The sequence below is a fragment of the Pseudomonas sp. 57B-090624 genome (assembly GCF_003234055.1).
GTDB lineage: Bacteria > Pseudomonadota > Gammaproteobacteria > Pseudomonadales > Pseudomonadaceae > Metapseudomonas > Metapseudomonas tohonis.
Genome location: NZ_QKRU01000009.1, coordinates 17,842 through 38,793, shown reverse-complemented (window position 1 = coordinate 38,793; position 20,952 = coordinate 17,842). Strand labels below are relative to the sequence as shown.

The 20,952-nt window shown below is 68.8% G+C and carries 21 protein-coding genes; 7 read left to right on the top strand and 14 right to left on the bottom strand.

Annotated features, from left to right (window positions below; translation table 11 throughout):
• Window positions 1-404: 404 nt before the first annotated feature.
• The 4 genes from DMX10_RS06005 to DMX10_RS05990 all read right to left on the bottom strand — a co-directional run bounded on the left by DMX10_RS06005 (window position 405) and on the right by DMX10_RS05990 (window position 4,251).
• Window positions 405-1,550, bottom strand: a complete 1,146-nt coding sequence (locus DMX10_RS06005; RefSeq protein ID WP_111260238.1) for a hypothetical protein — start codon at window positions 1,548-1,550, stop codon at window positions 405-407.
• Between the two features lie 226 nt (window positions 1,551-1,776).
• Window positions 1,777-2,871 carry a dimethylsulfone monooxygenase SfnG gene (gene sfnG / locus DMX10_RS06000; RefSeq protein WP_111260237.1) on the bottom strand — a complete coding sequence of 365 codons (1,095 nt, stop codon included), beginning with the start codon at window positions 2,869-2,871 and terminating at the stop codon, window positions 1,777-1,779.
• Between the two features lie 25 nt (window positions 2,872-2,896).
• A complete protein-coding gene (gene msuE, locus DMX10_RS05995) occupies window positions 2,897-3,448 on the bottom strand; it encodes an FMN reductase (protein WP_111260236.1) in 552 nt (183 codons plus the stop codon).
• Window positions 3,449-4,047: 599 nt separating this feature from the next.
• Complete coding sequence (locus DMX10_RS05990) at window positions 4,048-4,251, bottom strand: hypothetical protein (RefSeq protein ID WP_111260235.1); 204 nt, start codon at window positions 4,249-4,251, stop codon at window positions 4,048-4,050.
• A 153-nt stretch (window positions 4,252-4,404) separates the two neighbouring features.
• On the opposite strand from DMX10_RS05990, the gene DMX10_RS05985 reads away from it, so the two are divergent.
• Window positions 4,405-4,866 (top strand): isoprenylcysteine carboxylmethyltransferase family protein, encoded by a 462-nt coding sequence (locus tag DMX10_RS05985; RefSeq protein WP_111260234.1) that lies wholly within the window; start codon window positions 4,405-4,407, stop codon window positions 4,864-4,866.
• Window positions 4,867-4,873: 7 nt separating this feature from the next.
• Here DMX10_RS05985 and DMX10_RS05980 read toward each other — a convergent pair whose 3' ends face one another.
• From DMX10_RS05980 to DMX10_RS05955, 6 genes are all read right to left on the bottom strand, one after another.
• Window positions 4,874-6,091 carry an MFS transporter gene (locus tag DMX10_RS05980; RefSeq protein WP_111260233.1) on the bottom strand — a complete coding sequence of 406 codons (1,218 nt, stop codon included), beginning with the start codon at window positions 6,089-6,091 and terminating at the stop codon, window positions 4,874-4,876.
• 223 nt (window positions 6,092-6,314) lie between these two features.
• The gene (locus DMX10_RS05975; RefSeq protein ID WP_111260232.1) at window positions 6,315-6,515 is read right to left on the bottom strand and encodes a hypothetical protein; all 201 of its coding nucleotides are present in this window, start codon (window positions 6,513-6,515) and stop codon (window positions 6,315-6,317) included.
• A 14-nt stretch (window positions 6,516-6,529) separates the two neighbouring features.
• Window positions 6,530-8,590, bottom strand: coding sequence for a pyridoxamine 5'-phosphate oxidase family protein (locus DMX10_RS05970; RefSeq protein WP_111260231.1), 2,061 nt, complete (start codon window positions 8,588-8,590; stop codon window positions 6,530-6,532).
• Window positions 8,591-8,639: 49 nt separating this feature from the next.
• Complete coding sequence (locus DMX10_RS05965; RefSeq protein WP_111260230.1) at window positions 8,640-9,269, bottom strand: glutathione S-transferase family protein; 630 nt, start codon at window positions 9,267-9,269, stop codon at window positions 8,640-8,642.
• A 269-nt stretch (window positions 9,270-9,538) separates the two neighbouring features.
• Window positions 9,539-10,429: a LysR family transcriptional regulator gene (locus tag DMX10_RS05960; protein ID WP_111260229.1), complete on the bottom strand. Its 891-nt coding sequence runs from the start codon at window positions 10,427-10,429 to the stop codon at window positions 9,539-9,541.
• Window positions 10,426-11,349 carry a LysR family transcriptional regulator gene (locus DMX10_RS05955; RefSeq protein WP_111260228.1) on the bottom strand — a complete coding sequence of 308 codons (924 nt, stop codon included), beginning with the start codon at window positions 11,347-11,349 and terminating at the stop codon, window positions 10,426-10,428. The genes DMX10_RS05960 and DMX10_RS05955 overlap by 4 nt, the downstream gene beginning before the upstream one ends.
• 444 nt (window positions 11,350-11,793) lie before the next feature.
• Between DMX10_RS05955 and DMX10_RS05950 the strand changes: the two genes are divergently transcribed.
• Both DMX10_RS05950 and DMX10_RS05945 read left to right on the top strand, forming a co-directional pair.
• Entirely contained in the window at window positions 11,794-12,297 is a 504-nt protein-coding gene (locus tag DMX10_RS05950; RefSeq protein WP_111260227.1) for a GNAT family N-acetyltransferase, read from the top strand.
• Window positions 12,298-12,536: 239 nt separating this feature from the next.
• Window positions 12,537-13,541: an acetoacetate decarboxylase (ADC) gene (locus DMX10_RS05945; RefSeq protein ID WP_111260226.1), complete on the top strand. Its 1,005-nt coding sequence runs from the start codon at window positions 12,537-12,539 to the stop codon at window positions 13,539-13,541.
• 49 nt (window positions 13,542-13,590) lie between these two features.
• On the opposite strand, the gene DMX10_RS05940 is transcribed toward DMX10_RS05945, so the two are convergent.
• Together DMX10_RS05940 and DMX10_RS05935 are read right to left on the bottom strand one after the other, a co-directional pair.
• Window positions 13,591-14,316 (bottom strand): RNA methyltransferase, encoded by a 726-nt coding sequence (locus DMX10_RS05940; RefSeq protein ID WP_111260225.1) that lies wholly within the window; start codon window positions 14,314-14,316, stop codon window positions 13,591-13,593.
• An 11-nt stretch (window positions 14,317-14,327) separates the two neighbouring features.
• Window positions 14,328-15,947, bottom strand: coding sequence for an NAD(P)/FAD-dependent oxidoreductase (locus DMX10_RS05935; protein WP_111260224.1), 1,620 nt, complete (start codon window positions 15,945-15,947; stop codon window positions 14,328-14,330).
• Window positions 15,948-16,217: 270 nt separating this feature from the next.
• On the opposite strand from DMX10_RS05935, the gene rlmE reads away from it, so the two are divergent.
• The 3 genes from rlmE to DMX10_RS05920 all read left to right on the top strand — a co-directional run bounded on the left by rlmE (window position 16,218) and on the right by DMX10_RS05920 (window position 18,289).
• The gene (gene rlmE, locus DMX10_RS05930) at window positions 16,218-16,838 is read left to right on the top strand and encodes a 23S rRNA (uridine(2552)-2'-O)-methyltransferase RlmE (protein ID WP_111260223.1); all 621 of its coding nucleotides are present in this window, start codon (window positions 16,218-16,220) and stop codon (window positions 16,836-16,838) included.
• Window positions 16,839-16,985: 147 nt separating this feature from the next.
• Window positions 16,986-17,870: an aromatic amino acid DMT transporter YddG gene (gene yddG, locus DMX10_RS05925; RefSeq protein WP_111260222.1), complete on the top strand. Its 885-nt coding sequence runs from the start codon at window positions 16,986-16,988 to the stop codon at window positions 17,868-17,870.
• 65 nt (window positions 17,871-17,935) lie between these two features.
• The gene (locus DMX10_RS05920; RefSeq protein ID WP_111260221.1) at window positions 17,936-18,289 is read left to right on the top strand and encodes a VOC family protein; all 354 of its coding nucleotides are present in this window, start codon (window positions 17,936-17,938) and stop codon (window positions 18,287-18,289) included.
• A gap of 289 nt (window positions 18,290-18,578) precedes the next feature.
• Here the strand turns inward: DMX10_RS05920 and DMX10_RS05915 are convergent, their stop codons facing one another.
• On the bottom strand, window positions 18,579-19,250 hold the full coding sequence (locus DMX10_RS05915) for a DUF3313 domain-containing protein (RefSeq protein WP_111260220.1): 672 nt from the start codon (window positions 19,248-19,250) through the stop codon (window positions 18,579-18,581).
• 348 nt (window positions 19,251-19,598) lie between these two features.
• Here DMX10_RS05915 and DMX10_RS05910 point away from each other — a divergent pair, with 348 nt between their 5' ends.
• A complete protein-coding gene (locus DMX10_RS05910; RefSeq protein ID WP_111260219.1) occupies window positions 19,599-19,988 on the top strand; it encodes a hypothetical protein in 390 nt (129 codons plus the stop codon).
• 72 nt (window positions 19,989-20,060) lie between these two features.
• Here DMX10_RS05910 and DMX10_RS05905 read toward each other — a convergent pair whose 3' ends face one another.
• Complete coding sequence (locus tag DMX10_RS05905) at window positions 20,061-20,951, bottom strand: tyrosine-protein phosphatase (protein ID WP_158545580.1); 891 nt, start codon at window positions 20,949-20,951, stop codon at window positions 20,061-20,063.
• Window position 20,952: the final 1 nt, after the last annotated feature.

Below are 20,952 nucleotides of genomic sequence, written 5' to 3'. Positions count from 1 at the left end.
CCATTGCCTGCAACCCTTACAGCATGGGTTTCGCAAGGCTCTACCCATCCTACGCAACCGGAGTCGCCTCCCATTCCGTGTCCACACGACACAGGGATGATTCGCAGGATGGTGTAGAGCGCAGCGAAACCCATCAGGCGGCGCTACAGGCATCCCCCCAAATCGACCCCCGCCCCGTTGGGCCTCGCTGCGCTCGGCGCCAACCTACGACCCGGCCACGAACGCCGAGGGCATCACGCCTTCCCATTGCCTGAAACCCTGACAGCATGGGTTTCGCACGGCTCTACCCATCCTACGCAACCGTGGTCGCCTCCAATTCCGTGTCCACACGAGCCTTTGTAGGTCGGGTGTAACCCATGGGGCGACGGAACCAGGCGTCCCGAAATGTCCCGCGCCACCCCCCGCTAGAAAGCGGACTCCACCTGCCGATCGAGGTAGCACTCGAACCCCTTCGCCCACACCTTGAAGCGCACGCGGATGCCCTCGTGCAGCCAGTGCAGCGTGTACACATTGGGGTGGTCGTCCCGGTAGGTGGCGGCCACATCGAGCGTATTCAGGTGCTGGCGCGCAGCCTCGAGATCGACCGTCGCATCGCCCACGGTGTAGATCTCGAAGGCCTCGCGGCTGCCGTCCGAGAGCGCGACATAGTGGCCGAAGCCGTCGAAGGAATAGGCGTCGATCCCCTTCAGCAGGGCGAACAGCTCCGTCAGCTCCACATCCAGCAGCGAGGTGGCGCCCAACCGTTGCACGAAGGCATCCGGCTGGCCCTCCAGCTCCTGCAGGTAGCCGCTGATGAGCGGCGCGAACGGCCCCTCCATGAACGCCTTGTTGCGGCCACTGAATTTGACCTTGCGGGCCTTGGCCGGGGCGATGCTGCCGAGCTGGAGCTTGGTGGGCCGGCGGGCGAACGCCACCGTCTCGCCCTCGTACTCGCCCAGTTCGAAGGTGGCGGAGAAGGTGCAGGTCTTCTCGTGATCGTCGGCGGTCATCGCCGTCAGCCCGGACGCGCCCTTGTAGAGAAACAGGCGCCCGTCCTCGGCCTGCATGCGCATCACGCAGAAGCGTTCGAACTGCGATTCCTTCCACGCGTGGCTGAGCAGCGTGGCCTTGACCGTCACCCGCCCTTCGGGCAGGAACAGCTCGGCGCCCGCCTTCAGGGGCGGCTTGGGCATGAGCGCGGCACTGGCCTCGAAGGCCTTCTGCGACACCCGCTTCAGGCCGATGAAATGATGCCGCTGGCCGCCTTCGTCCCGCGACTCACTGAGCACCGTGCGGGTCGCGCCCAGGTGCACCAGGCCCGGGACCAGCCAGAGCGGCGGGTCGATGCGCCCGGCATAGCCCGTCACCAGCAGCGTCGAATCCTCGCGCCCAAGGCGCTCGATATCGATGCCCTGCTGCGGATCGTGGGCACCGACGGGCGCCAATGAAGCAAGGCTGGCGGTCAGCTCGTGGCCGTGCGCCTCGGCGGCCGTGGTGAAGGCATCCAGCACCTGCTGGGCCTGGACCTCATCGCGAAATTGCGCACGCAGGGTGATGGTGGTCTCGGACATGGACGACAGTGCCTCCTTGCAGCAGCGGGTCGGGTTTCCCCGTGAAGGCGCCTACGATAGCGCCTCGCCCTGTCGCCCGGCTCGACCGCCCCGGCACATTGCCAACACCCGCACAAAAACGCCGCCCAGCCCCTGAGCCGGGCGTCACGTCGATGTGCGCATCACCGATGTACCCGGCTTCCCCAGGGTGGCGGGTGCCTGGCGAAACCACGCGGCAGAGCGTCGGCTAGGCCACCGCCTTCTCGGCCCGCTGCTCCTCCTCCAGCTCGCGCACCAGCGGCAGCACGTGCTGGCCGAAGTACTCCACGTCCTCCTGGAAGTGCAGGAAGCCGGAGAGGATCAGGTCAACGCCCACGGCCTTGAGGGCGACGATGCGTTCGGCGATCTGCCGGGGCGTGCCGATGAGGTTGGTCTTGAAGCCGTCGTTGTATTGCACCAGGTCCTCGAAGCTGGACCTGGCCCAGTTGCCTTCGCCCTCGGGGCTGGCGGCGCCGGCGTTCTTCACTTCGGCGCCGAAGGCGTTGACCGCCTCGGGGTTGGCCTTGTCGATGATGTCCTGCAGCACCGCGCGGGCTTCCTCCTCCGTGTCGCGGGCGATGATGAAGGCGTTCACCCCGACCTTCACCGAATGGCCGTTGGCCGCGGCCTTGGCGCGGATGTCGTCGACCTGCGCCTTGATGCCCTCGACGCTGTTGCCGTTGGTGAAGTACCAGTCCGACACGCGCGAGGCCATGTCGCGGGCGGCCCGCGAGCTGCCGCCCTGGAAGATTTCCGGGTGCGGCTGCTGCAGCGGCTTGGGCTTGAGGCTGTAGTGGCGCAAGCGGTAGAAGTCGCCGTTGAAGGTGAAGTCGTCCTGGGTCCAGATGCCCTTCAGGGCGCGGATGAATTCCTCCGAGCGGCGGTAGCGCTCGTCGTGGTCCAGCCAGGGTTCGCCGATGGCGTGGAACTCGCCACGGAACCAGCCGGAGACCACGTTGATGGCGATGCGGCCGTTGCTGAGGTGGTCGATGGTGGCCAGCTGCTTGGCCGCCAGCACGGGGTTCCAGGGCCCGGGCAGGATGGCGGCGATCACCTTGAGCCGCTCGGTGGCGGCCAGCAGCGCGTGGCTGATGGCCACCGACTCGTGCTGGAACTCGGCGCCATAGCCGGCGGTGAAGCGGATCTGCGACAGGGCGTAGTCGAAGCCCGAGCGCTCGGCGATCTGCGCCAGCTTGCGGTTGTAGTCGGCGTCCCAGCTGGTGCGCTGCTCGATGTTGCTGACCACCAGGCCACCACTGACGTTGGGCACCCAGTAGGCGAAGCGGATCGGTTGTTGGCTCATCTCGGTAACTCCTCGGTCCAGGGATTCAGGCGGCGTGCGCCGTGGCACGGAAGAAGGCGACGACGGGGTCCAGCGCGCGCTCGATGCGTTCGAGCTGGGCGGGGTCGGTGAGGCGGTGTTCGGTGAAGGCATCGACCGTGGCGTAGAGGCCGTAGGGCAAGGTGTGCGCCTGGAAGAAGGCGAACAGCGGGCGCAGCTGGTGGTCGATCACCAGGGCGTGGCGCTCGCCGCCGCCGGTGGCGGCCAGCAGCACCGGCACGCCCTTGAGCGCCTGGTAGTCCACCAGGTCGAAGAGGTGCTTGAACAGGCCGGTGTAGGAGGCGCGATACACCGGGCTGCCGGCGATGATCAGGTCGGCCGTCTCGATGGCCTTAAGGTGCGGCAGCAACGCCGGCGAGGCGGTGTCACGCTCCAGCGAGCCGGCCAGGGAACCGGCGAGACCAGCCACGCGGACCCAGTGCAGTTCGACGTCCAGGCGCGCCCGCAAGCGCTCCGCCAGCGCCTCCAGCAGCCCATGGGTGCGCGAGGGGTTGCGCAGGCTGCCCGAAACCACCACCACCTTTATCGTCCGACTCATTCCGACCTCTCGCCACGGCGACGTGCGTGTACGAGGGGTAGAGCAGCAGTCGTGCCAACACGGAAATCCCATGGGGATCAAGCAGATAGGAAAAACCACCAACAGCTGCGCTGTTGGGTGCCTGGCAGGAATGCTGAACAGCTGTTGCCCCAGCAACAGCTGTTCCCACCCAATACAGGCATATCCCGGGGCGTAGGGTGGAGGTCGCTTTTTACCTCCACCAGCGGTGCCATGCCGGGCTGCGAATGGTGGACGGGTGAAGCGTCGTCCACCCTACCCGTCCCACCCGCACAGGCGCATCCCGGGCGTAGGGTGGAGGTCGCCTTTCACCTCCACCAACGGGGCCACGCCGGACTCCGCAAGGTGGACGGGTGAAGCGTCGTCCACCCTACCCGTTCCCACCCGCACAGGCGCATCACGGGCGTAGGGTGGAGGTCGCCGTTCACCTCCACCAGCGGGGCCACGATGCCGGCCAGCAACCGGCCAAGCGCAGCGAACCGCCGGCGAGCGCCGACGAGAAGAAACGCAACGGCGGCTGATGACACCGCCCATGAAAAAAGCGCCCCGAAGGGCGCTTTTCGATGACCTGGCGGCCCTGCTCAGAAGCGCGAGCCGGGCCGGCGCTTCGACAGCTCCTGAACCATCGCACTGGCGATCACCGCCGTGGGCAGCAGGATCTGCGGAGCGCCGGGGCCCCGCAATCGATAGCCGCGAACCTCGGTGGAGCCGTCCTGCCGCACCGCGACCCACTGCACCACGCTGAACTCGCCCTTGGTGAAAACCGTTGCTCCTGACTGTTCCATCGTCCATTCCGTTACTGAAAAGCAGAACGGTCGAGCCTAGCCCCTGGAGCCCGCAGCGCAAGTCGGCGGGGGTGGTACACCCGGGTGATGGCACTTGACCCTGGAGTCGCTACAGCCTTCATCCTCGGACCGAACACACCCCGAGGAACACTGATGGACCGTCTGGAAAAACGCATTCCCCCCGCGCTGGCGACCCTGATCTGCGCCCTGCTCATGGCCTTGCTGGCGCACCTGCTCCCCCCTGTGGAGATGGCCTGGGCCTGGCGGCTCGGGGCCGCGCTGGCGTTGTCGGCGCTGGGCGCGGGCGTGTGCCTGGCCGGCGTGGCGGCCTTCCGACGGGCCCGTACCACGGTCAACCCGCTGGTGCCGGAGCAGGCCTCGGCGCTGGTGCAGGCCGGCATCTACCGCCACACGCGCAACCCCATGTACCTGGGCTTCGCCCTCCTGCTCGTCGCCTGGGCGGCGCTGCTGGGCGCGCCGCTGGCCCTGATCGCGGTGGCGGGGTTCGTGCTGTACCTCGACCGCTTCCAGATCATCCCCGAGGAACGGGCGCTGGCCGGGCTGTTCGGCGCCGACTACACCCGCTACCGGGAGCGGGTGCGGCGCTGGGCCTGAGCGGGACTCAGGCCTTCTTCGTCGAGGGCAGGAGGAGGGTGAGGATGCCCAGCAGCGGCAGGAAGGAGCAGAGGAAGAACACGTGCTCGATGCCGTGGATGTCCGCCAGGTGCCCCAGCAGCGCCCCGCCGATGCCGCCGAAGCCGAACATCAGGCCGAAGAACACGCCGGCGATCATGCCCACGTTGCCGGGCACCAGCTCCTGGGCGAAGACCACGATGGCGGAGAAGGCCGAGGCGAGGATGAAGCCGATGACCATGCTCAGCACGCCGGTCCAGAACAGGTCCACATGGGGCAGCGCCAGGGTGAAGGGGGCGACGCCGAGGATGGAAAACCAGATCACCTTCTTGCGCCCGATGCGGTCGCCGATGGGGCCGCCGAAGAAGGTGCCGGCGGCGACGGAGCCGAGGAACAGGAAGAGGTAGATCTGCGAGGTGGCCACCGACAGGTCGAACTTCTCGATCAGGTAGAAGGTGAAGTAGCTGGTCAGGCTGGCCATGTAGAAGTACTTGGAGAACACCAGCAGTGCCAGGATCACCAGGGCGAAGGTCACCCGGCGCCTGGACAGGCCGTGGGTCGCCGCGCCGCCCTGCTTGAGGCGGAACAGGTTCAGGTGGTTGCGGTACCAGCGACTGAGACCGTAGAGCACCAGGATGGCGAAGGTGGCGAACAGCCCGAACCAGGCCACGTGGCCCTGCCCGTAGGGGATGACGATGGCTGCCGCGAGCAGCGGGCCGAACGCGCTGCCGGCGTTGCCGCCGACCTGGAAGGTGGACTGCGCCAGGCCGTAGCGCCCGCCCGAGGCCAGCCGGGCGATGCGCGAAGCTTCCGGGTGGAAGGTCGAGGAGCCGATGCCCACCAGCGCCGAGGCCATGAGGATGGCCGGGAAGGAGCCGACGAAGGCCAGCAGCAGGATGCCCACCAGGGTGCACAGCGAGCCGGCCGGCAGCAGCCAGGGCTTGGGGTGGCGGTCGGTGTAGTAGCCGACCCAGGGTTGCAGCAGCGAGGCGGTGAGCTGGAAGGTCAGGGTGATCAGGCCGACCTGGGTGAAGCTCAGGCCGTAGCTGGCCTTGAGCATCGGGTAGATGGACGGCAGCACCGCCTGGATCAGGTCGTTGATCAGGTGGGCCAGCGCGCAGGCGCCGATCACGCGCATGACCAGCGGGCTGGCCGGGTTCGCCGCCGGGGTCGCGGCCAGGGGAGAAGCGGTGGTGCTGACGGACATGCTGGAGCTTCCAGGCAGGAGCAGCGCACACCGCGGGCTGGGAGGCCGCGGCACGACGCTGCCGGACTTCGGGATCGGGCGCCATCCTATGCCGCGCCGCCCTGGCTGTCTCACGCAATCCGGCCAACCACCATCGCAAAAGAGACATCCTGCGCCGCCACCCGGCAGCCACTTTCGCTGGGTGGCCTAGCGCGCAGCGAAACCCACCGCCCGGCCGCTCGGCTCAGCAGCGCCAGTCCCCCTCCCCGCATTGCACGCCAGCCTCCCGCCTCGGCAGGTCCATGGGGAACAGCAGTTGCGACAGCAGGAAGCCGGCCTCGGTCTCCACGCACGCGGGCGTGCCGAGGCGGGAACGGGCATCACGGTCGGGGGCGTCGTTCCAGCGGGGAATGCCGTCGGCCCAGGGGTTTTGCTGGATGGTCATGATGGCGAGCCTCCTCACAGGTCGAGCACAAGGGGTTGGGCGCCCTCTTCGTCCGCCGCCGGGACGGCGCAGCAGATCAGCACCATGTCGGCCTCGGGCATTTCCGCCGGCGGGTTGGGGTAATGCACCTCGCCGCTGATGCGGCGCGTGCGGCAGGTGCCGCAGGAGCCGCCCCGGCAGCTGAACTCGGGGGCCAGGCCGCGGCTTTCCGCGAGCTCCAGCAGGCTGCCGCTCTCCGGTGTCCAGCGTGCTTCCTTGGCCGAATGGGTGAAGTACACCGGCACCGGGCGGGTGGCCGCCGGTGGCTGGACCCGAGTCGGCGCCTGCCCGTCGACCTGGCGCCGCAACGTCGAGGGGCCGAAGGCCTCGGCGTGGATGCGCGAATCGGCGACATTCAAGCCGCGCAGGCCGTCGTAGATCGACTGGGTGAAAGCCGCCGGGCCGCACAGGTAGAAGTCGTAGTCGTCGAACGGCAGGCTGGCCTGGATGCGTGCCAGGTCGAGGCGGCCGCTCAGTTCGAAATCCTGCCCCGGCCGAGCCTCCGCCTCGGGAGCGCTGAGGGCGCGCACCAGGTTCAGCAGGCCACCCGAGCGGCTCGACAGTGCCTGCAGCTCGGCCTGGAACGGCAGGTCGTGCAGGCCCCTCGCGCCCTGGAACAGATGGATGCGACGACCGACCGGCTGCCGCTGGTTGAGCGCCACCAGTTCGCGGGCCATGGAGACCATCGGGGTGATGCCCACGCCCGCGCCGATCAGCACCACGGGGCGCTGGCTGTCGGTCTTCAGGGTGAAGCCGCCCAGGGGCGGGCGTGCTTCCAGCACATCGCCGACCCGTACCTGCTGATGCAGGTGCCGCGAGCCCTTGCCCTGGGCCTTGACGCTGATGCGCAGGTAACCGTCGCTCGGCGCGCTGGAGACGCTGTAGGTGCGCACCAGGGCTTCGCCATCATCGGTGCGCAGGCGCAGGGGAATGTGCTGGCCGGGGGCGAAACTCACCTCGCCCCCCTCCTCCGGTGCCAGCACCAGCGAGCGGATGTCGCGGCTTTCCTGCTGCTGGCTCAGGACGCGCCAGCGCTGCCACTGGCGACGCCGCTCGGTCTCGCGCAGGCGCTCGTCCGCCTCGGCCCAGGTGCCGGTGAGCAGGCTGGTGGGCGCGTAGTCGTCGAAGTCCCAGCGCAGCGACACCGCGCTGGGGCGGAACACCACCTGCTCGATATCGAGGGTCCAGATGCGCTCGGCACCTTCGAAGGCGGTGATCAGCGGGCTGTCGAGGATCACCTCGGCACGGCCCTGTACCTGCAGCACGTTGCCCTGCTCGAAGTCGACGAACAGCAGGCCGGCGCGCGGGTTGCTCAACAGGTTGCCCAGGGTGTTGAAGTGCAGGTTGCCGGCGTAGTCGGGGATGGTCAGGCGGTTGCCTTCCACCCGCACGAAGCCTGCGCGCCCGCCACGGTGGGAGACGTCCACGGAGCGGCCGCCGTCTTCGTGGTCGACGTAGCTGGCGACGAAGAAGGTGTCGGCGGCGCGGATCATCGCGCGGGTGCGTTCGTCCAGCTCGGCGGCGTCCTCGCGGACCGTGCCGCGCGGCTCGGGGGAGCTGCTCCATTCGCGTCGCTGGATGTACTGCGGGCAGTTGCCGAAGGAGTGCTCGACCCGCACCTCGAACTGCTGTGCCGAGGCCTGGCCGATCGCACCGTTGAGGCGGTTGCGACGCCGCGTGTGCAGCTCGATGCCGAGCAGGCCGAGGGCGGCGCCGGCACCCAGGCCGGGGGTGGCCGGGTCCAGCGGGTCCAGCGGGCGGGCGGCCAGGTCGACCACCAGGTGCCTGGGGTCGGGCGAGGTGACGAAGCCTTCGGGGCCCTCGATCAGGGTGGCCCAGGGGCGGCCGTCGCCATCCACCGCACCGGCGATCAGGAAGGGCAGTTGATGGAAGAAGGCACGGTGCTGGTCGGGCATGTGGTCGCGGATGACCTTCTGCCCGTGGGCCTCCATCCGCTCGGCCACGCCGACCGTTTCCTGCAGTTGCCGTTCACCGGCATGCCAGGGCGAGGGGCGCTGGCTGGGAGTCTGTTCCATGGTCTGCCCTCCGGAGTGGGGCTGCCGGGGCTCGGCAGCCCGGGGTGGCTCAGGCGGCGTTGAGGCCGGCGGCGGTGCGTTGCATGGGCACGAAGCCCGGCAGCGCCTCGATGCGGGCCAGCCAGGCACGCACGTTGGGATAGGCCTCCAGCGACACGTTGCCCTCCGGCGCATGGGCGATGTAACTGTAGTTGGCCACGTCGGCGATGGTCGGCGTGTCACCGGCGAGGAAGCGGGAGGCGTCCAGCTCGCCTTCCATCACCGCGAGCAGCACATGGGCCCGGTGGATCACTTCCTCGGCATTGAAGGAGGCGCCGAAGACGGTGATCAGGCGCGCGGCGGCAGGGCCGTAGGCGACCTGCCCGGCGGCCACCGACAGCCAGCGCTGGATGCGCGCGGCGGCCACGGCTTCCTCGGCCAGCCAGCGCCCCTCGCCGTAACGCTTGGCCAGGTAGACGAGGATGGCGTTGGAGTCGTTGACCACGGTGCCGGCGTCATCGATCACCGGCACCTGGCCGAAGGCGTTGAGGGCCAGGAAGTCGGGCTGCTTGTGCGCGCCCTTGGCCAGGTCGACGAAGACCAGCTCGGTGGGCAGTTGCAGCAGCGAGAGCATGAGTTCGACGCGATGGGCATGGCCGGACAGCGGGTGGCGGTACAGCTTGATGGCGGGACGGGACATGGCGGTGGCTCCTTATCGGTTCGGGGTGTTCACCGTGAACCGCCCGGTTGGGCGTTCGCGACGGTGGAGCCATGTTGAGCCCATGCAGCGATGAGCAGAATCACCACCAATGGCAATCCACTCTTTCATTTTCTGAAATTGATTGGATCTTGATGCAGGGGCGTGTGCCACACGCGGCTCCGCCCGGTGGAGGTAGAAAGCTACCTCCACCCTGCACAGGACTCATGCCCGCGCGCTGGCTCGGCCTGCTTTCTGTAGGGGCGACCGATTCACCCCTCGAAAGCCGGATGCGCGCGCAGCCGTGGCACGGCGAAGTCGAGGAAGCTGCGCACCCGCGCGGCGGCGCGGCGGCCTTCGCGATAGAGCAGGTGCACCGGCAGCGGCGCGGCGGCGAAGGGTTCCAGCACGGTTTCCAGCTGGCCGGCCTGCAGCTCCTGGTGCACCTCGTGGCTCAGGCAACGGGTCAGCCCCAGCCCGGCGACGGCGGCGCGGATGGCGGCCTGCGGGGTGCTGCAGAGCAGCCGAGGCGTGATCTTCACCGCGCCGTCGACGAAGCGCCACTCGCCGGCATGGCCGGTGGAGGTGGCGGCTATGGTCGGCAGCCCGGGCAGCGCCTCGGGGCTGGCCGGTCGGCCATGGCGCGCCAGGTAGCCAGGCGCCGCGCAGATGAGGGGGCGGACCCGCCCCAGGGGCACGGCGAACCCCGAGGAATCCGGCAGCGGGCCGGTCACCAGGGCGACGTCGACCCCCTCCTCCAGCAACCGGGGCAACCCCTCGCGGGCGCGGATGTCCAGGGTCATCCCGGGGAAGGCGTCCAGGTAGTCGAGGGCGATGGGGGTGAACACCTGGTGCGCCATCAGCAGCGGCATCGCCAGGTGCAGGGCACCGGCCGGCTCGGCGTGCAGGCCGGTGACGGAGCGCTCCGCCTCCTCCACCCGCCCGAGGATGCGCTCGCAGCTTTCGGCGAAGCGCTCGCCCTCCGGGCTCAGGCTGGCCCCGCGCGGGCCGCGCAGCAGCAGGGCGTTGCCCAGTCGCGCCTCCAGGGCGGCGAGGGTGCGCGTCACGGTGGCCTGGGACAGGTGCAGCCGGCGCGCGCCCCCTGCCAGGCTGCCCGCCCGGGCCACGGCCAGGAAGACCTGCATCTCGCGGTGGCGGCTCATCGCGCGACCGGCGCCCCCGCTGCGCGCAAGGCGGCATCGGCGCGGAAGCGCGTGGCGCAGTGGTCGACGAAGGTACGCACCTTGGCCGACTCGCGCCGGCCCCCCTGCTGGATGATGTACACCGGCAGCGCGGGCATGGCGAAGGCGTCGAGCACCGTCTCCAGTTCGCCCCCGGCGATGGCCTCGGCCACCTGGTACGACAGCACGCGGGTGAAGCCCCAGCCCAGGCGCGCGGCCTTGATCGCCGCCTGGTTGGAGCTGACCAGCAGGCGTGGCGTCGGCGTGAACCCGAACGGCCCGTCCGGCCCCATGAACTGCCAGTGGGTGAGCAGCCCGCTGGCGGACGACATGACCACTTGGGCGCTCTCCAGGTCCTCGGGACGGCTCGGCCTGCCGATGCGGTCGAGCAGCGCCGGCGCGGCGCAGACCACCGGGCGTATCTGCCCGACCTGCAGCGCCAGGTGCTCGCCTTCGCGGAGCGAGCCGATGCGCACGGCGACGTCCACGCCCTCCTCGACCATGTTCACCACGCGGTCGACCAGCAGGGCGTTGATCTCCACCTCCGGGTACAGGTCGAGGTATTCGGCGATCAGCGGGATGAGGAACAGCTCGCCGAACATCACCGGCGCCGTGACCGTCAGGCGCCCGCGCGGGCGCACGTGGCTGCCGGCGGCCAGCTCCTCGGCCTCTTCCAGCTCCAGCAGGATGCGCCGGCAATCCTCCACGTAGCGCCGCCCGGCCTCGGTGAGGCGCAGGCTGCGCGTGCTGCGGGCCAGCAGCAGGGTGCCGAGGCGTGCCTCCAGCGCCGCGATGGCACGGGTCACGCTGGGCGGCGAGAGGCCCACCAGCTTCGCGCCACCGGCGAAGCTCTGCGCCTCGGTCACCGCCAGCAGCACCTTCATTTCCTGGAACCTGTCCACCCTCACCGCCTGGCGTCGTGCCCTTTCCGAGAGGCCGCCAGCTTAGCGCCCAGGCCGGGGCGAAGACGAGAGACAGTGCAACCCGCACCAGGGCGCCGACCGGTGTGTAGGGTGGCTGGCGCTCTTTTCATCCACCAGGCGATCTTGCCGCCCGCACCGCCACCCACCTCGTGGGAGCACACTCATTCGCGATGGAATACCCGCCCATGCAGCAGCCCTGTGCCGGCGATGGGTCTTTCGCGGCTGAAGCCGCTCCCACAGGGGATGTGTAGGTTGGGGAAGCCCAACGTCGCGTGGCCAGGCATCGCTGTGCTGGGCCTCGCTGTGCTCGGCGCCAACCTGCAGCACCGGGCCTTTTGTAGGCCGGGTGCAACCCGACGCCGGCCGTGCACACAGCCGGCAGCTGCTTTACCATGCCGCGCCGAACTGCCATCGAGGCCCCCCATGAGCACGCCCACCTTCCGCAACGCCACCCTCTCCGACACCGACCGCTGCTACCAGATCGAGATCTGCGCCTATGAAGGCGACGAGGCCGCCACGCGGGAGAAGATCGCGACGCGCATCGGGCAGTACCCCGAGGGCTTCCTGATCCTCGAGCTGGACGGCGCGGTGGTCGGTTTCATCAACAGTGGCTGCGCCCACGAGGTGGTGATGTCCGACGAGGCGTTCAAGGAGCTGGTGGGCCACGACGCCGAGGCGCCGAACGTGGTGATCATGTCGGTGGTGATCGACCCGGCGCACCAGGGCAAGGGCCTGTCGTCGCTGCTGATGCGCACCTTCGTGCAGCGCATGCGCGAGAAGGGCAAGGCGACCCTCCACCTGATGTGCAAGGAACGCCATGTCGAGTTGTACCGGCGCATGGGCTACCGCTATGTGCAGCCTTCCTCGTCCGACCACGGCGGCATGGCCTGGCACGAGATGGTGATGGACCTGCGCATGGCGCCGTGACCCTGCACGAGGCCTGCCCGTGGTATTGCGCCAACGGGACGCGCTGTCGATTCCCGTCTTCCTCCACTCCCTCACGGGGCGGCAACGCCCGCCATGAAAACCTGAAATCGAAGGCTTGACCTTCAACTTCACTTGAACGTTAAGGTTTTTTCGCCCCTCCGGAACGGGCCCGTGGATTGGCTTCCCGGGCGCCACGGCACGGGCTCAACCATGACGCAGACAGTGGAGATCCAGAGACGATGAAACTCACAAGCATGGCGGTGATGGCGGGCGCGCTCCTCGGCGCCGTCGCGTTTTCCTCCTGGGCGGGCGATGCCGCCACGGCCCCGGCAGCCACCGCCACCACCCGCATCGCCGGCCAGGACGTCCCCGTGGTCGCGGGCGGGCTGTATGACCGCTACCACTCCAACCCGCCGCTCGAGGCCATCGCCGCCGAAGCGCCGGACATCGACCTGAGCTGGTTCAAGACGCTGCACAAGACCCGGGTGGATATAGGCTTCGAGTCCTATTCGCCGAACTTCTACTACCGCAACAGCCGGGTGACGGCGGTGTTCACCGCAGACCTGGAAAAGCTCCGCTCGCTGATGCCGGCCAAGGTGCTGGAACAGGTCCAGCCGCTGCAGGTGTGGCCCGGCCGTGGCCTGGTGGCGCTGACCGCCTACGCCTATCACTACTGCGACAACGACAGCTACAACGAGATCGCCCTGTCCATCGTCACCAACAAGCCCGGCAACGCCAACCTGGGCCCCATCACCCTGGTCGGCCAGTCGATGTCGCAGGACTTCTGGGGCTACGTGCTCAAGCTGCCGGTCAACACCGAGCTGGCGCGGGTGCGCGGCGTAGTCGGCTACAACCTGCCCAAGTGGCTGACCGGCATCGACTACCGGGAGAGCGACGGCTCGGTCATCTACGAGATACGCGACAGCCAGACGGGCCAGGTGGATGTGACCCTGGAGACCCGCAAGCTGGCCGACCTCTCCGATGAAATCGAGCTCGCCACCAGCAGCTTCACCAACCTCGACCACGAGGGGAAGCTGACCTATGGCTACGCGGTGTCGCGCCAGCAGCGCCACGCATCCAGCAGCGACGAGGACGCGGTGAAACTGGTGCTGGGCGACGGCAGCCTGTCCAGCTACATCAAGGAACTGCAGCTCGGGAAGATGATGAAGTACGAGTACGTGCCCGAGTTCCAGAGCGCGCTGTATGCACCGGCGCCCCTGGAAACCCTGCTGCAGGCCGAGTGATCGCCAGGCGCGCCCGGCCAGGGGTTTGGCCGGGCGCGTCTTCAGCAGGTCAGCGGGTCAGCTCGTAGGCGCACATGTTGACCGTCGAGGCCAGGTTCAGCGACTCGATGGCACCGCTGCCGGGGATGTTGAAGGGCCGGGCGTCGAGCGCGGTGAGTTGCTCACGCGGCACGCCGCGTGCCTCGTTGCCGAACAGGTAGCAGTCGAAGGCCTTGAAGGCGGCGGACTGCACCGGCTCGCCGTGCATGTCCAGGCAGGCGATGCGCTCGAAGCGGCTGCCGAGGGACTCCAGCGCCACATCCAGCTCCAGGGGCGCATGGAAGATGGCGCCCATGCTGGCGCGTACGACCTTGGGGTTGTAAGGGTCGACGCTGCCGGGGCTGAGCAGGCAGCGGAAACCGCCGAACCACGCCAGGGTGCGCAGGATGGTGCCGAGGTTGCCCGGGTCCTGGATCTCGTGCAGGTAGATGGCACGCTCGCCGGCGACCGGTGCCGGCGCGCACGCACCCGGCATCGGCACCAGCGCGATGATGCCCTGGGGCGTCTTGGTATCGGCCACCTGCGCCATCTGCCGGTCGCTGATCACGTGGGTCTCGAACGGGCTGTGCCAGTGCTCGTAGGCGGCGGTCACGTACAGCTGGCTGCGCAGCAGCTGCGGGTTGTGCTCGGCGGCCTTCTGCAATTCCAGCAGCAGGTGCTCGCCCTCCACCAGGAAGTGACCGAACTCGGCCCGGTACTTCTTCTGGTGGAGCTTCTTGATGTCGTCGAGTTTCATCGATGCGGCGCTCAGTGGCTGTGTGCGGACAGCAGCGACCTGGCCAGGGCTTCGGCCACCTTGATGCCGTCCACCCCCGCCGAGAGGATGCCGCCCGCGTAGCCGGCGCCTTCGCCGGCCGGGTACAGGCCCTTCAGGTTGAGGCTCTGCAGGGTCTCGTTGTCACGGGTGATGCGCACCGGCGAGGAGGTGCGGGTCTCGATGCCGGTGAGCACCGCGTCGGCACGGTCGAAGCCACGGATCTGCTTGCCGAACGCCGGCAGCGCCTCGCGGATGGCCTCGATGGCGTAGTCCGGCAGCGAGGGGGCGAGATCACCCAGGCGCACGCCGGGCTTGTAGGAGGGCTCCACCTCGCCGAACTCGGTGGACGGCACGCCACGGATGAAGTCGCCCACCAGCTGGCCAGGGGCGCAGTAGTCGCTGCCGCCCAGCTCGTAGGCACGGGATTCCAGGCGCTCCTGGAACTCCACGCCGGCCAGCGGGCCGCCGGGGAAATCCTGCTCGGGGTTGATGCCCACGACGATGCCCGAGTTGGCGTTGCGCTCGTTGCGCGAGTACTGGCTCATGCCGTTGGTGACCACGCGCCCCACCTCGGAGGTGGCCGCCACCACGGTGCCGCCCGGGCACATGCAGAAGCTGTAGACGGCGCGGCCGTTCCTGGCGTGGTGCACCACCTTGTAGTCGGCGGCGCCCAGCTCCGGGTGGCCGGCGTACTTGCCCAGGCGCGCCTCGTCGATCAGGCCCTGGGGGTGCTCGATGCGGAAGCCGATGGCGAAGGGCTTGGCCTCCAGGAACACGCCCTGGCGGTGGAGCATGCGGAAGGTGTCGCGGGAGCTGTGGCCCAGCGCCAGGACCACATGGCGGCTGTGCAGGGTCTCGCCATTGGCCAGCACCACGCCTTCGAGCTGGCCGTCGTCGATCAGCAGGTCGGTCACCTTGCTTTCGAAGCGCACCTCGCCGCCCAGGGCGATGATCTCCTCGCGCATGGTGGCGACCACGCCGGTGAGGCGGAAGGTGCCGATGTGCGGCTTGCTCACGTACATGATCTCTTCCGGCGCGCCGGCGCGGACGAACTCGTGCATCACCTTGCGGGCGTAGAACTTCGGGTCCTTGATCTGGCTGTAGAGCTTGCCGTCGGAGAACAGGCCGGCCCCGCCCTCGCCGAACTGCACGTTGGACTCGGGGGTGAGGACCTTCTTGCGCCACAGCGCCCAGGTGTCCTTGGTGCGGCTGCGCACGTCCTTGCCGCGCTCCAGCACGATGGGCCTGAAGCCCATCTGCGCGAGCAGCAGCGCCGCGAACAGGCCGCAGGGGCCGAAGCCCACCACCAGCGGGCGCTCGGCCAGCCCGGCCGGTGCCTGGGCGACCGGGTAGTAGCGGGTGTCCGGGGCAGGGCGGATGTTGTGGTCGTCGGCCAAGCGCGCCAGGATCGCCGCCTCGTCGCGTGCCTCCAGGTCGATGATGTAGATGAACAGGATGACGCTGTTCTTCTTGCGGGCATCGTAGCTGCGCTTGAAGACGGTGAAGCCCAGCAGGTCGGCGTCGCCGATACCCAGGCGCTTGACGATGGCCTTGCGCAGTTCATCGGGGGAGTGGTCGAGGGGCAGGGACAGTTCGTTGATGCGAATCATGGCGGTAATCCTGGCCGGTCAACCCGGCAAAGGAAGCAACAGGGGAAGGGTAAGGCGCGAATTGTACCCGCCGCCCCCGCCCCTGTCAGTGGCGGCCTGAGGATCGCGCGGAGGGCACCGCGCAGCCCGGCGCGGCACCCTCCCCGTCCGGCGAATTTAACCTGTGCGTCATTCTCGGCTTATAATCGCCGCCGCTTCGCACCCATGACCTTTCCTCTGCACCGCCCATGGGTTCGCTCCCCACCTTGATTTTCCGTGGTTGGCTCTAACATGAAACGATCCAAAAGCAGCCGCCGCTGGCTGGATGAACACGTCAACGACCCCTATGTGAAACGGGCCCAGAAGGATGGCTTGCGCTCGCGTTCCAGCTACAAGCTGATCGAGCTGAACGAGAAGGACAAGCTGATCCGCCCCGGCATGCTGGTCATGGACCTGGGCTCCGCCCCGGGCGGCTGGTCGCAGGTGGCCGGCAAGCTGGTGGGCGATACCGGGCGCGTCCTGGCCACCGACATCCTGCCGATGGACGGCCTGGACAACGTCGACTTCATCCAGGGCGACTTCACCGATGACGGCGTGTTCCAGCAGCTTCTCGACAAGCTCGACGGCCGCAGGCCCGACCTGATCGTCTCCGACATCGCCCCCAACATCAGCGGCGTCGCCGCCGCCGACCAGGCGTCCTCGATGTACCTGGTCGAGCTCACCCTCGACATGGTCCGCCAGGTGCTCAAGCCCAACGGCAACTACGTGGTCAAGGTCTTCCAGGGCGAAGGCTCCGACGAGTTCCTCAAGGACGTGCGCACCTCGTTCGAAAAGGTCTTCATCCGCAAACCGGAAGCCTCGCGTCCGCGCTCGCGGGAGGTCTACCTGGTGGGCAAGGGCTTCAAGGGCTGAGCCCGCTCCTTCGACCCTCGACGTTCGGCCAGCGCCCGGCCGGGCGTCGCCGAGCGGTGGCACGAGGCGGACGCGACATCCCGCACCGCTTCCCCCTCGCCGATCCCGGCCCTGTAGAATCGCCGCCCCTTTCAAAATGAGTGGACCATGCGCATCACCAACGGACGCAGTGCGACGGCCTGCGGGCTGGCGGCGATCCTCCTGTGGAGCACCGCCTCCGGCCTGATCCGCAGTGTCAGCGGATTCTTCGGCCCCATCGGCGGCGCCGCGCTGATCTACACCCTGGGCGCCCTCCTCGGCCGCCCGCGCCTGCGTGCTGGTTCGCGTTTCTACCTGGTCACCGGCTCGGCGCTGTTCGTCGCCTACGAAGTCTGCCTGTCGCTCGCCCTCGGTTTCGCCACAAGCAGCACCCAGGCCATCCAGCTCGGCGTGGTCAACTACCTGTGGCCGAGCCTCACCGTGCTGCTGGCCATCCTGATGAACCGCCAGCCGGCCCGCTGGCTGGTCCTGCCCGGCACGGCCATCGCGCTGTTCGGCATCCTCTGGGTGGTCAGCACCGACGGCCTGTCGTTGCCGAGCATCATCGCCAACGTGCGCTCCAACCCCCTCAGCTACAGCCTGGCGGCGGCCTGCGCCATCACCTTCGCCCTCTACTGCAACGTCACCCGGCGCTACGCCCGCGGTGAGAACCACGTGGCGTTCTTCTTCATCCTCACGGCGGGGGTGCTCTGGGTGAAGTTCGCCTTCGTCGGCGAGCCGCTGCCCGCCTTCATCCTGCGCGGCACCCTCGAACTGCTCGCCGCCGGCATCGCCATGGCCGGCGGCTACGCCCTGTGGAACATCGGCATCCTGCGCGGCAACCTCACCCTCCTGGCCACCGTTTCCTATTTCGCCCCGGTGCTCTCTTCCGCCTTCGCCGCGCTCTGGCTCGGCGCCAGCCTGACGCCGCAGTTCTGGCAGGGCGCGGTGCTGGTCACCGCCGGCTCGCTGCTCTGCTGGCAGGCGACGCGGTCGCGCAGCGGCGCGGGCTGATCGCGCTTCCAGCAACAGGTCGCCGGGCCCTAAGATGGCGCTCCACCACCGGCCAGGAGGCCACGATGAGCACCCAGGGAAACGACCGCAAGATCGACAACATCGAGTTCAACGTCAGCGACATCGCCCGCAGCAAGGCCTTCTACGGCGCTGCCTTCGGCTGGACCTTCGTCGACTACGGCCCCACCTACACCGAGTTCAGCGACGGTCGCCTCACCGGCGGCTTCACCACGGGCGAGGCGGTCCGCCCGGGTGGCCCGCTGGTGATCCTCTACGCCGACGACCTGGCGCAGGCCCAGGCCAGGCTGGAGGCAGCCGGCGCCCGCATCAGCCGCGAAGTGTTCGCCTTCCCCGGCGGGCGCCGCTTCCACTTCATCGACCCGGACGGCTACGAGCTGGCGGTGTGGTCCGCCGCGTGAGCAGAGCGCCCGGGCCGATCACCGTGCGGCCGATCGGAACCGGCGAATGGCGGACCTACCGCCACCGCGTCCGGCAACGACCGGGTGCTGTCGGCGCTGGCGGGCGATGGCCCCTGCGGCCTGCTCTGGTGCCGCCGCCCGGCCAGCGAGCCCGAGGCGGCCGACCTCCACCAGATGTGGGTCGACCCCGCCGTTCGCGGCCAGCAGCGCAGGGGGCTGCGCTGCTGGCCCAGGCCATGGAGCTGGAGCTCCCCGGCCTGGCGGGCTGAGCGCCAGGCCCGCTGGAGTCTCACTTCGCCTTGAGCTTCAGGTAGCTCTGGTGCATGTCCTTCGCCCAGCCATCGATCACACCCGTGACATCCGCCGGCTTGAGCACCTGGGCACTGTTCTCCAGCGGCGTGCCGATGCCCTTGCGCACCACCTGGGCGATCACCTTGTTGCTGCCGCCGTCGAGGAACTGCGCCTCGGTGGCCAGCTCGGTCTCCTGGTCGCGGATGCCGCTGGCGGTGCTCACCGCCGCCGCCACCAGCGCCACCGGGATGACCTCATAGGGCTTGAGCCCCTCGGTCTTGCTGCTCACCCCGGTGATCGCCGCACGCACGACGATGACGCCAGGCCCGGGCTTGGTGGCCAGCGACAGGCTGTTGCTGATTTCGCGCTTGAGCGCCATGTCGTAGTAGCGGGTGATGCCGTCCAGGGTGCTCTGGGGGATTTTCTCGGTGGCCTGGGGGCGTGGGTAGAACTGGGTGGGCTCGACGTAGACGGCGGTGTAGCGGCCGATGTCCACCTTGGGGTCGATCCAGCGCATCACTTGCGCGCCGGAGGGAGTGGTCGCCTCCTGCAGGCTGCCGTAACTGGAGAGGAACCCGGAATACTCATCCGGCTGGGTAACCGTACTCGAGCAGCCGACCAGCGCGGTGGAAAGCGCCAGCGCCACGCCCAACGCCAATGCATGTTTCATGGAAGACTCCTTGTCCGAGCAAGTTTGGGAAGGCTGGAAGCGTCGGCGACGTCCTCACGTCATCGCCACACGGGCACGCCACCGAAGGTCTCGCACGGATGTGAGGAGTCGGCCCCGGCGTCTCGCGCCGCCCCGCTCGAGTAAGAACACGAACGAAACGGTGGATGCCGGATTGACGCTAGCAGACTCCCACCAACTGCCAAGGCGGGGCGACCGAAACGCGCTTGCGACGGCGCCGCGGAGCGCCGGCACGCGGCGTCGCCCAGGCCTTCACAGGCCCGCGGGTGGTGGACGAATGCGTGGACCCCAGCTAGCGTCCAATCACTTCCCCGCGCATGGAGCCACCTGATGAACCGACTCAGAATCGCCCTGGCATCCGCTGCCCTGCTGGGCACCACCCTGGCACCCGGCCTCGCCAGCGCCGACGACATCGGCTTCGGCATTGGCCTGAGCTACGTCTTCGGCAGCCAGGGCGGCCTGTCCGTGGGGATCAAGGCCTTCTCCAACGACGAGGACAACGAAACGGTCGGCTCCCTCGGCCTGGACTATGTGGTGCAATCGGGCGCCTTGCGCCCCAATCTCGGCGTCAGCTACCAGGGCGAGGGTTACTTCAGCGGTGCGGACGTCGGCTACAACCTGGGCAGCCAGTCGTTCGACTTCGGCGTCGGCGCCGGCTGGTCGAACAGCGACGACGACCACAAGACCCCGGCCCCCGCCCCGGCACCGATTCTGATCTGATCGGCCACGCCGCCAGAACGAACCCCGCCTCGCGCGGGGTTCGTCTTTTCTGGCCGGTGCCGCCATGGCCCCCTAGCGCGAGGCCAGCGGTTCGAGGAAGCGCTCGCGCAACCGCGCGCGCAGGTCGTCGTCGATGCCGAGCCCGTCCCTGAGGAACCCCTCCACCGTCCCGTAGTCCTCGCGCATCGCCTGCAGTGCCGCCTGCAGGTACCGGGGCCGGACCTCCAGCAGAGGCTGCAGGATGGCAGGATCGGTACGCCCGGCGGAGGCCTGCCGGACCCGCTCGCCGATGCGCCGGTTCCTGTCCTCCAGGTACGGGTTGGAGGCCAGGTAGTCCTGCATCACCGTGCCTTCCGGCACGCCGAGCGCCAGCAGCAGGATGGCGGAGGCGAAGCCCGTGCGGTCCTTGCCGGCCGTGCAGTGATAGAGGACGGGCGTGCCCTGTTCGTCGAGCAGGCCATGCAGCCAGTCGCTGAAGACCTGCCGGTGCTCGCGGACGAAGCTCCTGTTGGCATCCACCAGCAGGTCATCCAGCCGAAGGTCGCCGACGTCCCCGCCGTTGATGCGCCGACTCAGCTCACGCACGTCGATGGTGCCCGCGCGCACCGGCATCTCCACCCGCAGGGCAGCCAGCTCTGGCGGCAGGCGATCGGGGGCGTCGTCGATCTCCTGGCGGCTGCGCAGGTCGACCAGGCGACGCAGTTGCAGGCGCTGCAGTTCCCGCTGGTCGGCCTCCTCGAGCGCATCGAGGGTGCCGGCGCGGTAGAGCAGGCCCCACTTCACCGTGCGCCCATCGGCAGTGCGATAGCCGCCCAGGTCCCGCAGGTTCGGGGCGCTGGGCAAGGCGAAGAGCCGCTGCGCCTCCCGCTCGGCGGCGGGCAGGTCACGGGCCAGCGGCAGGGTGGTGGCCTGGGCCAGGCCACAGAACAGCGCGAAGCTGAAAACCAGGCAGATCCGGGTCATT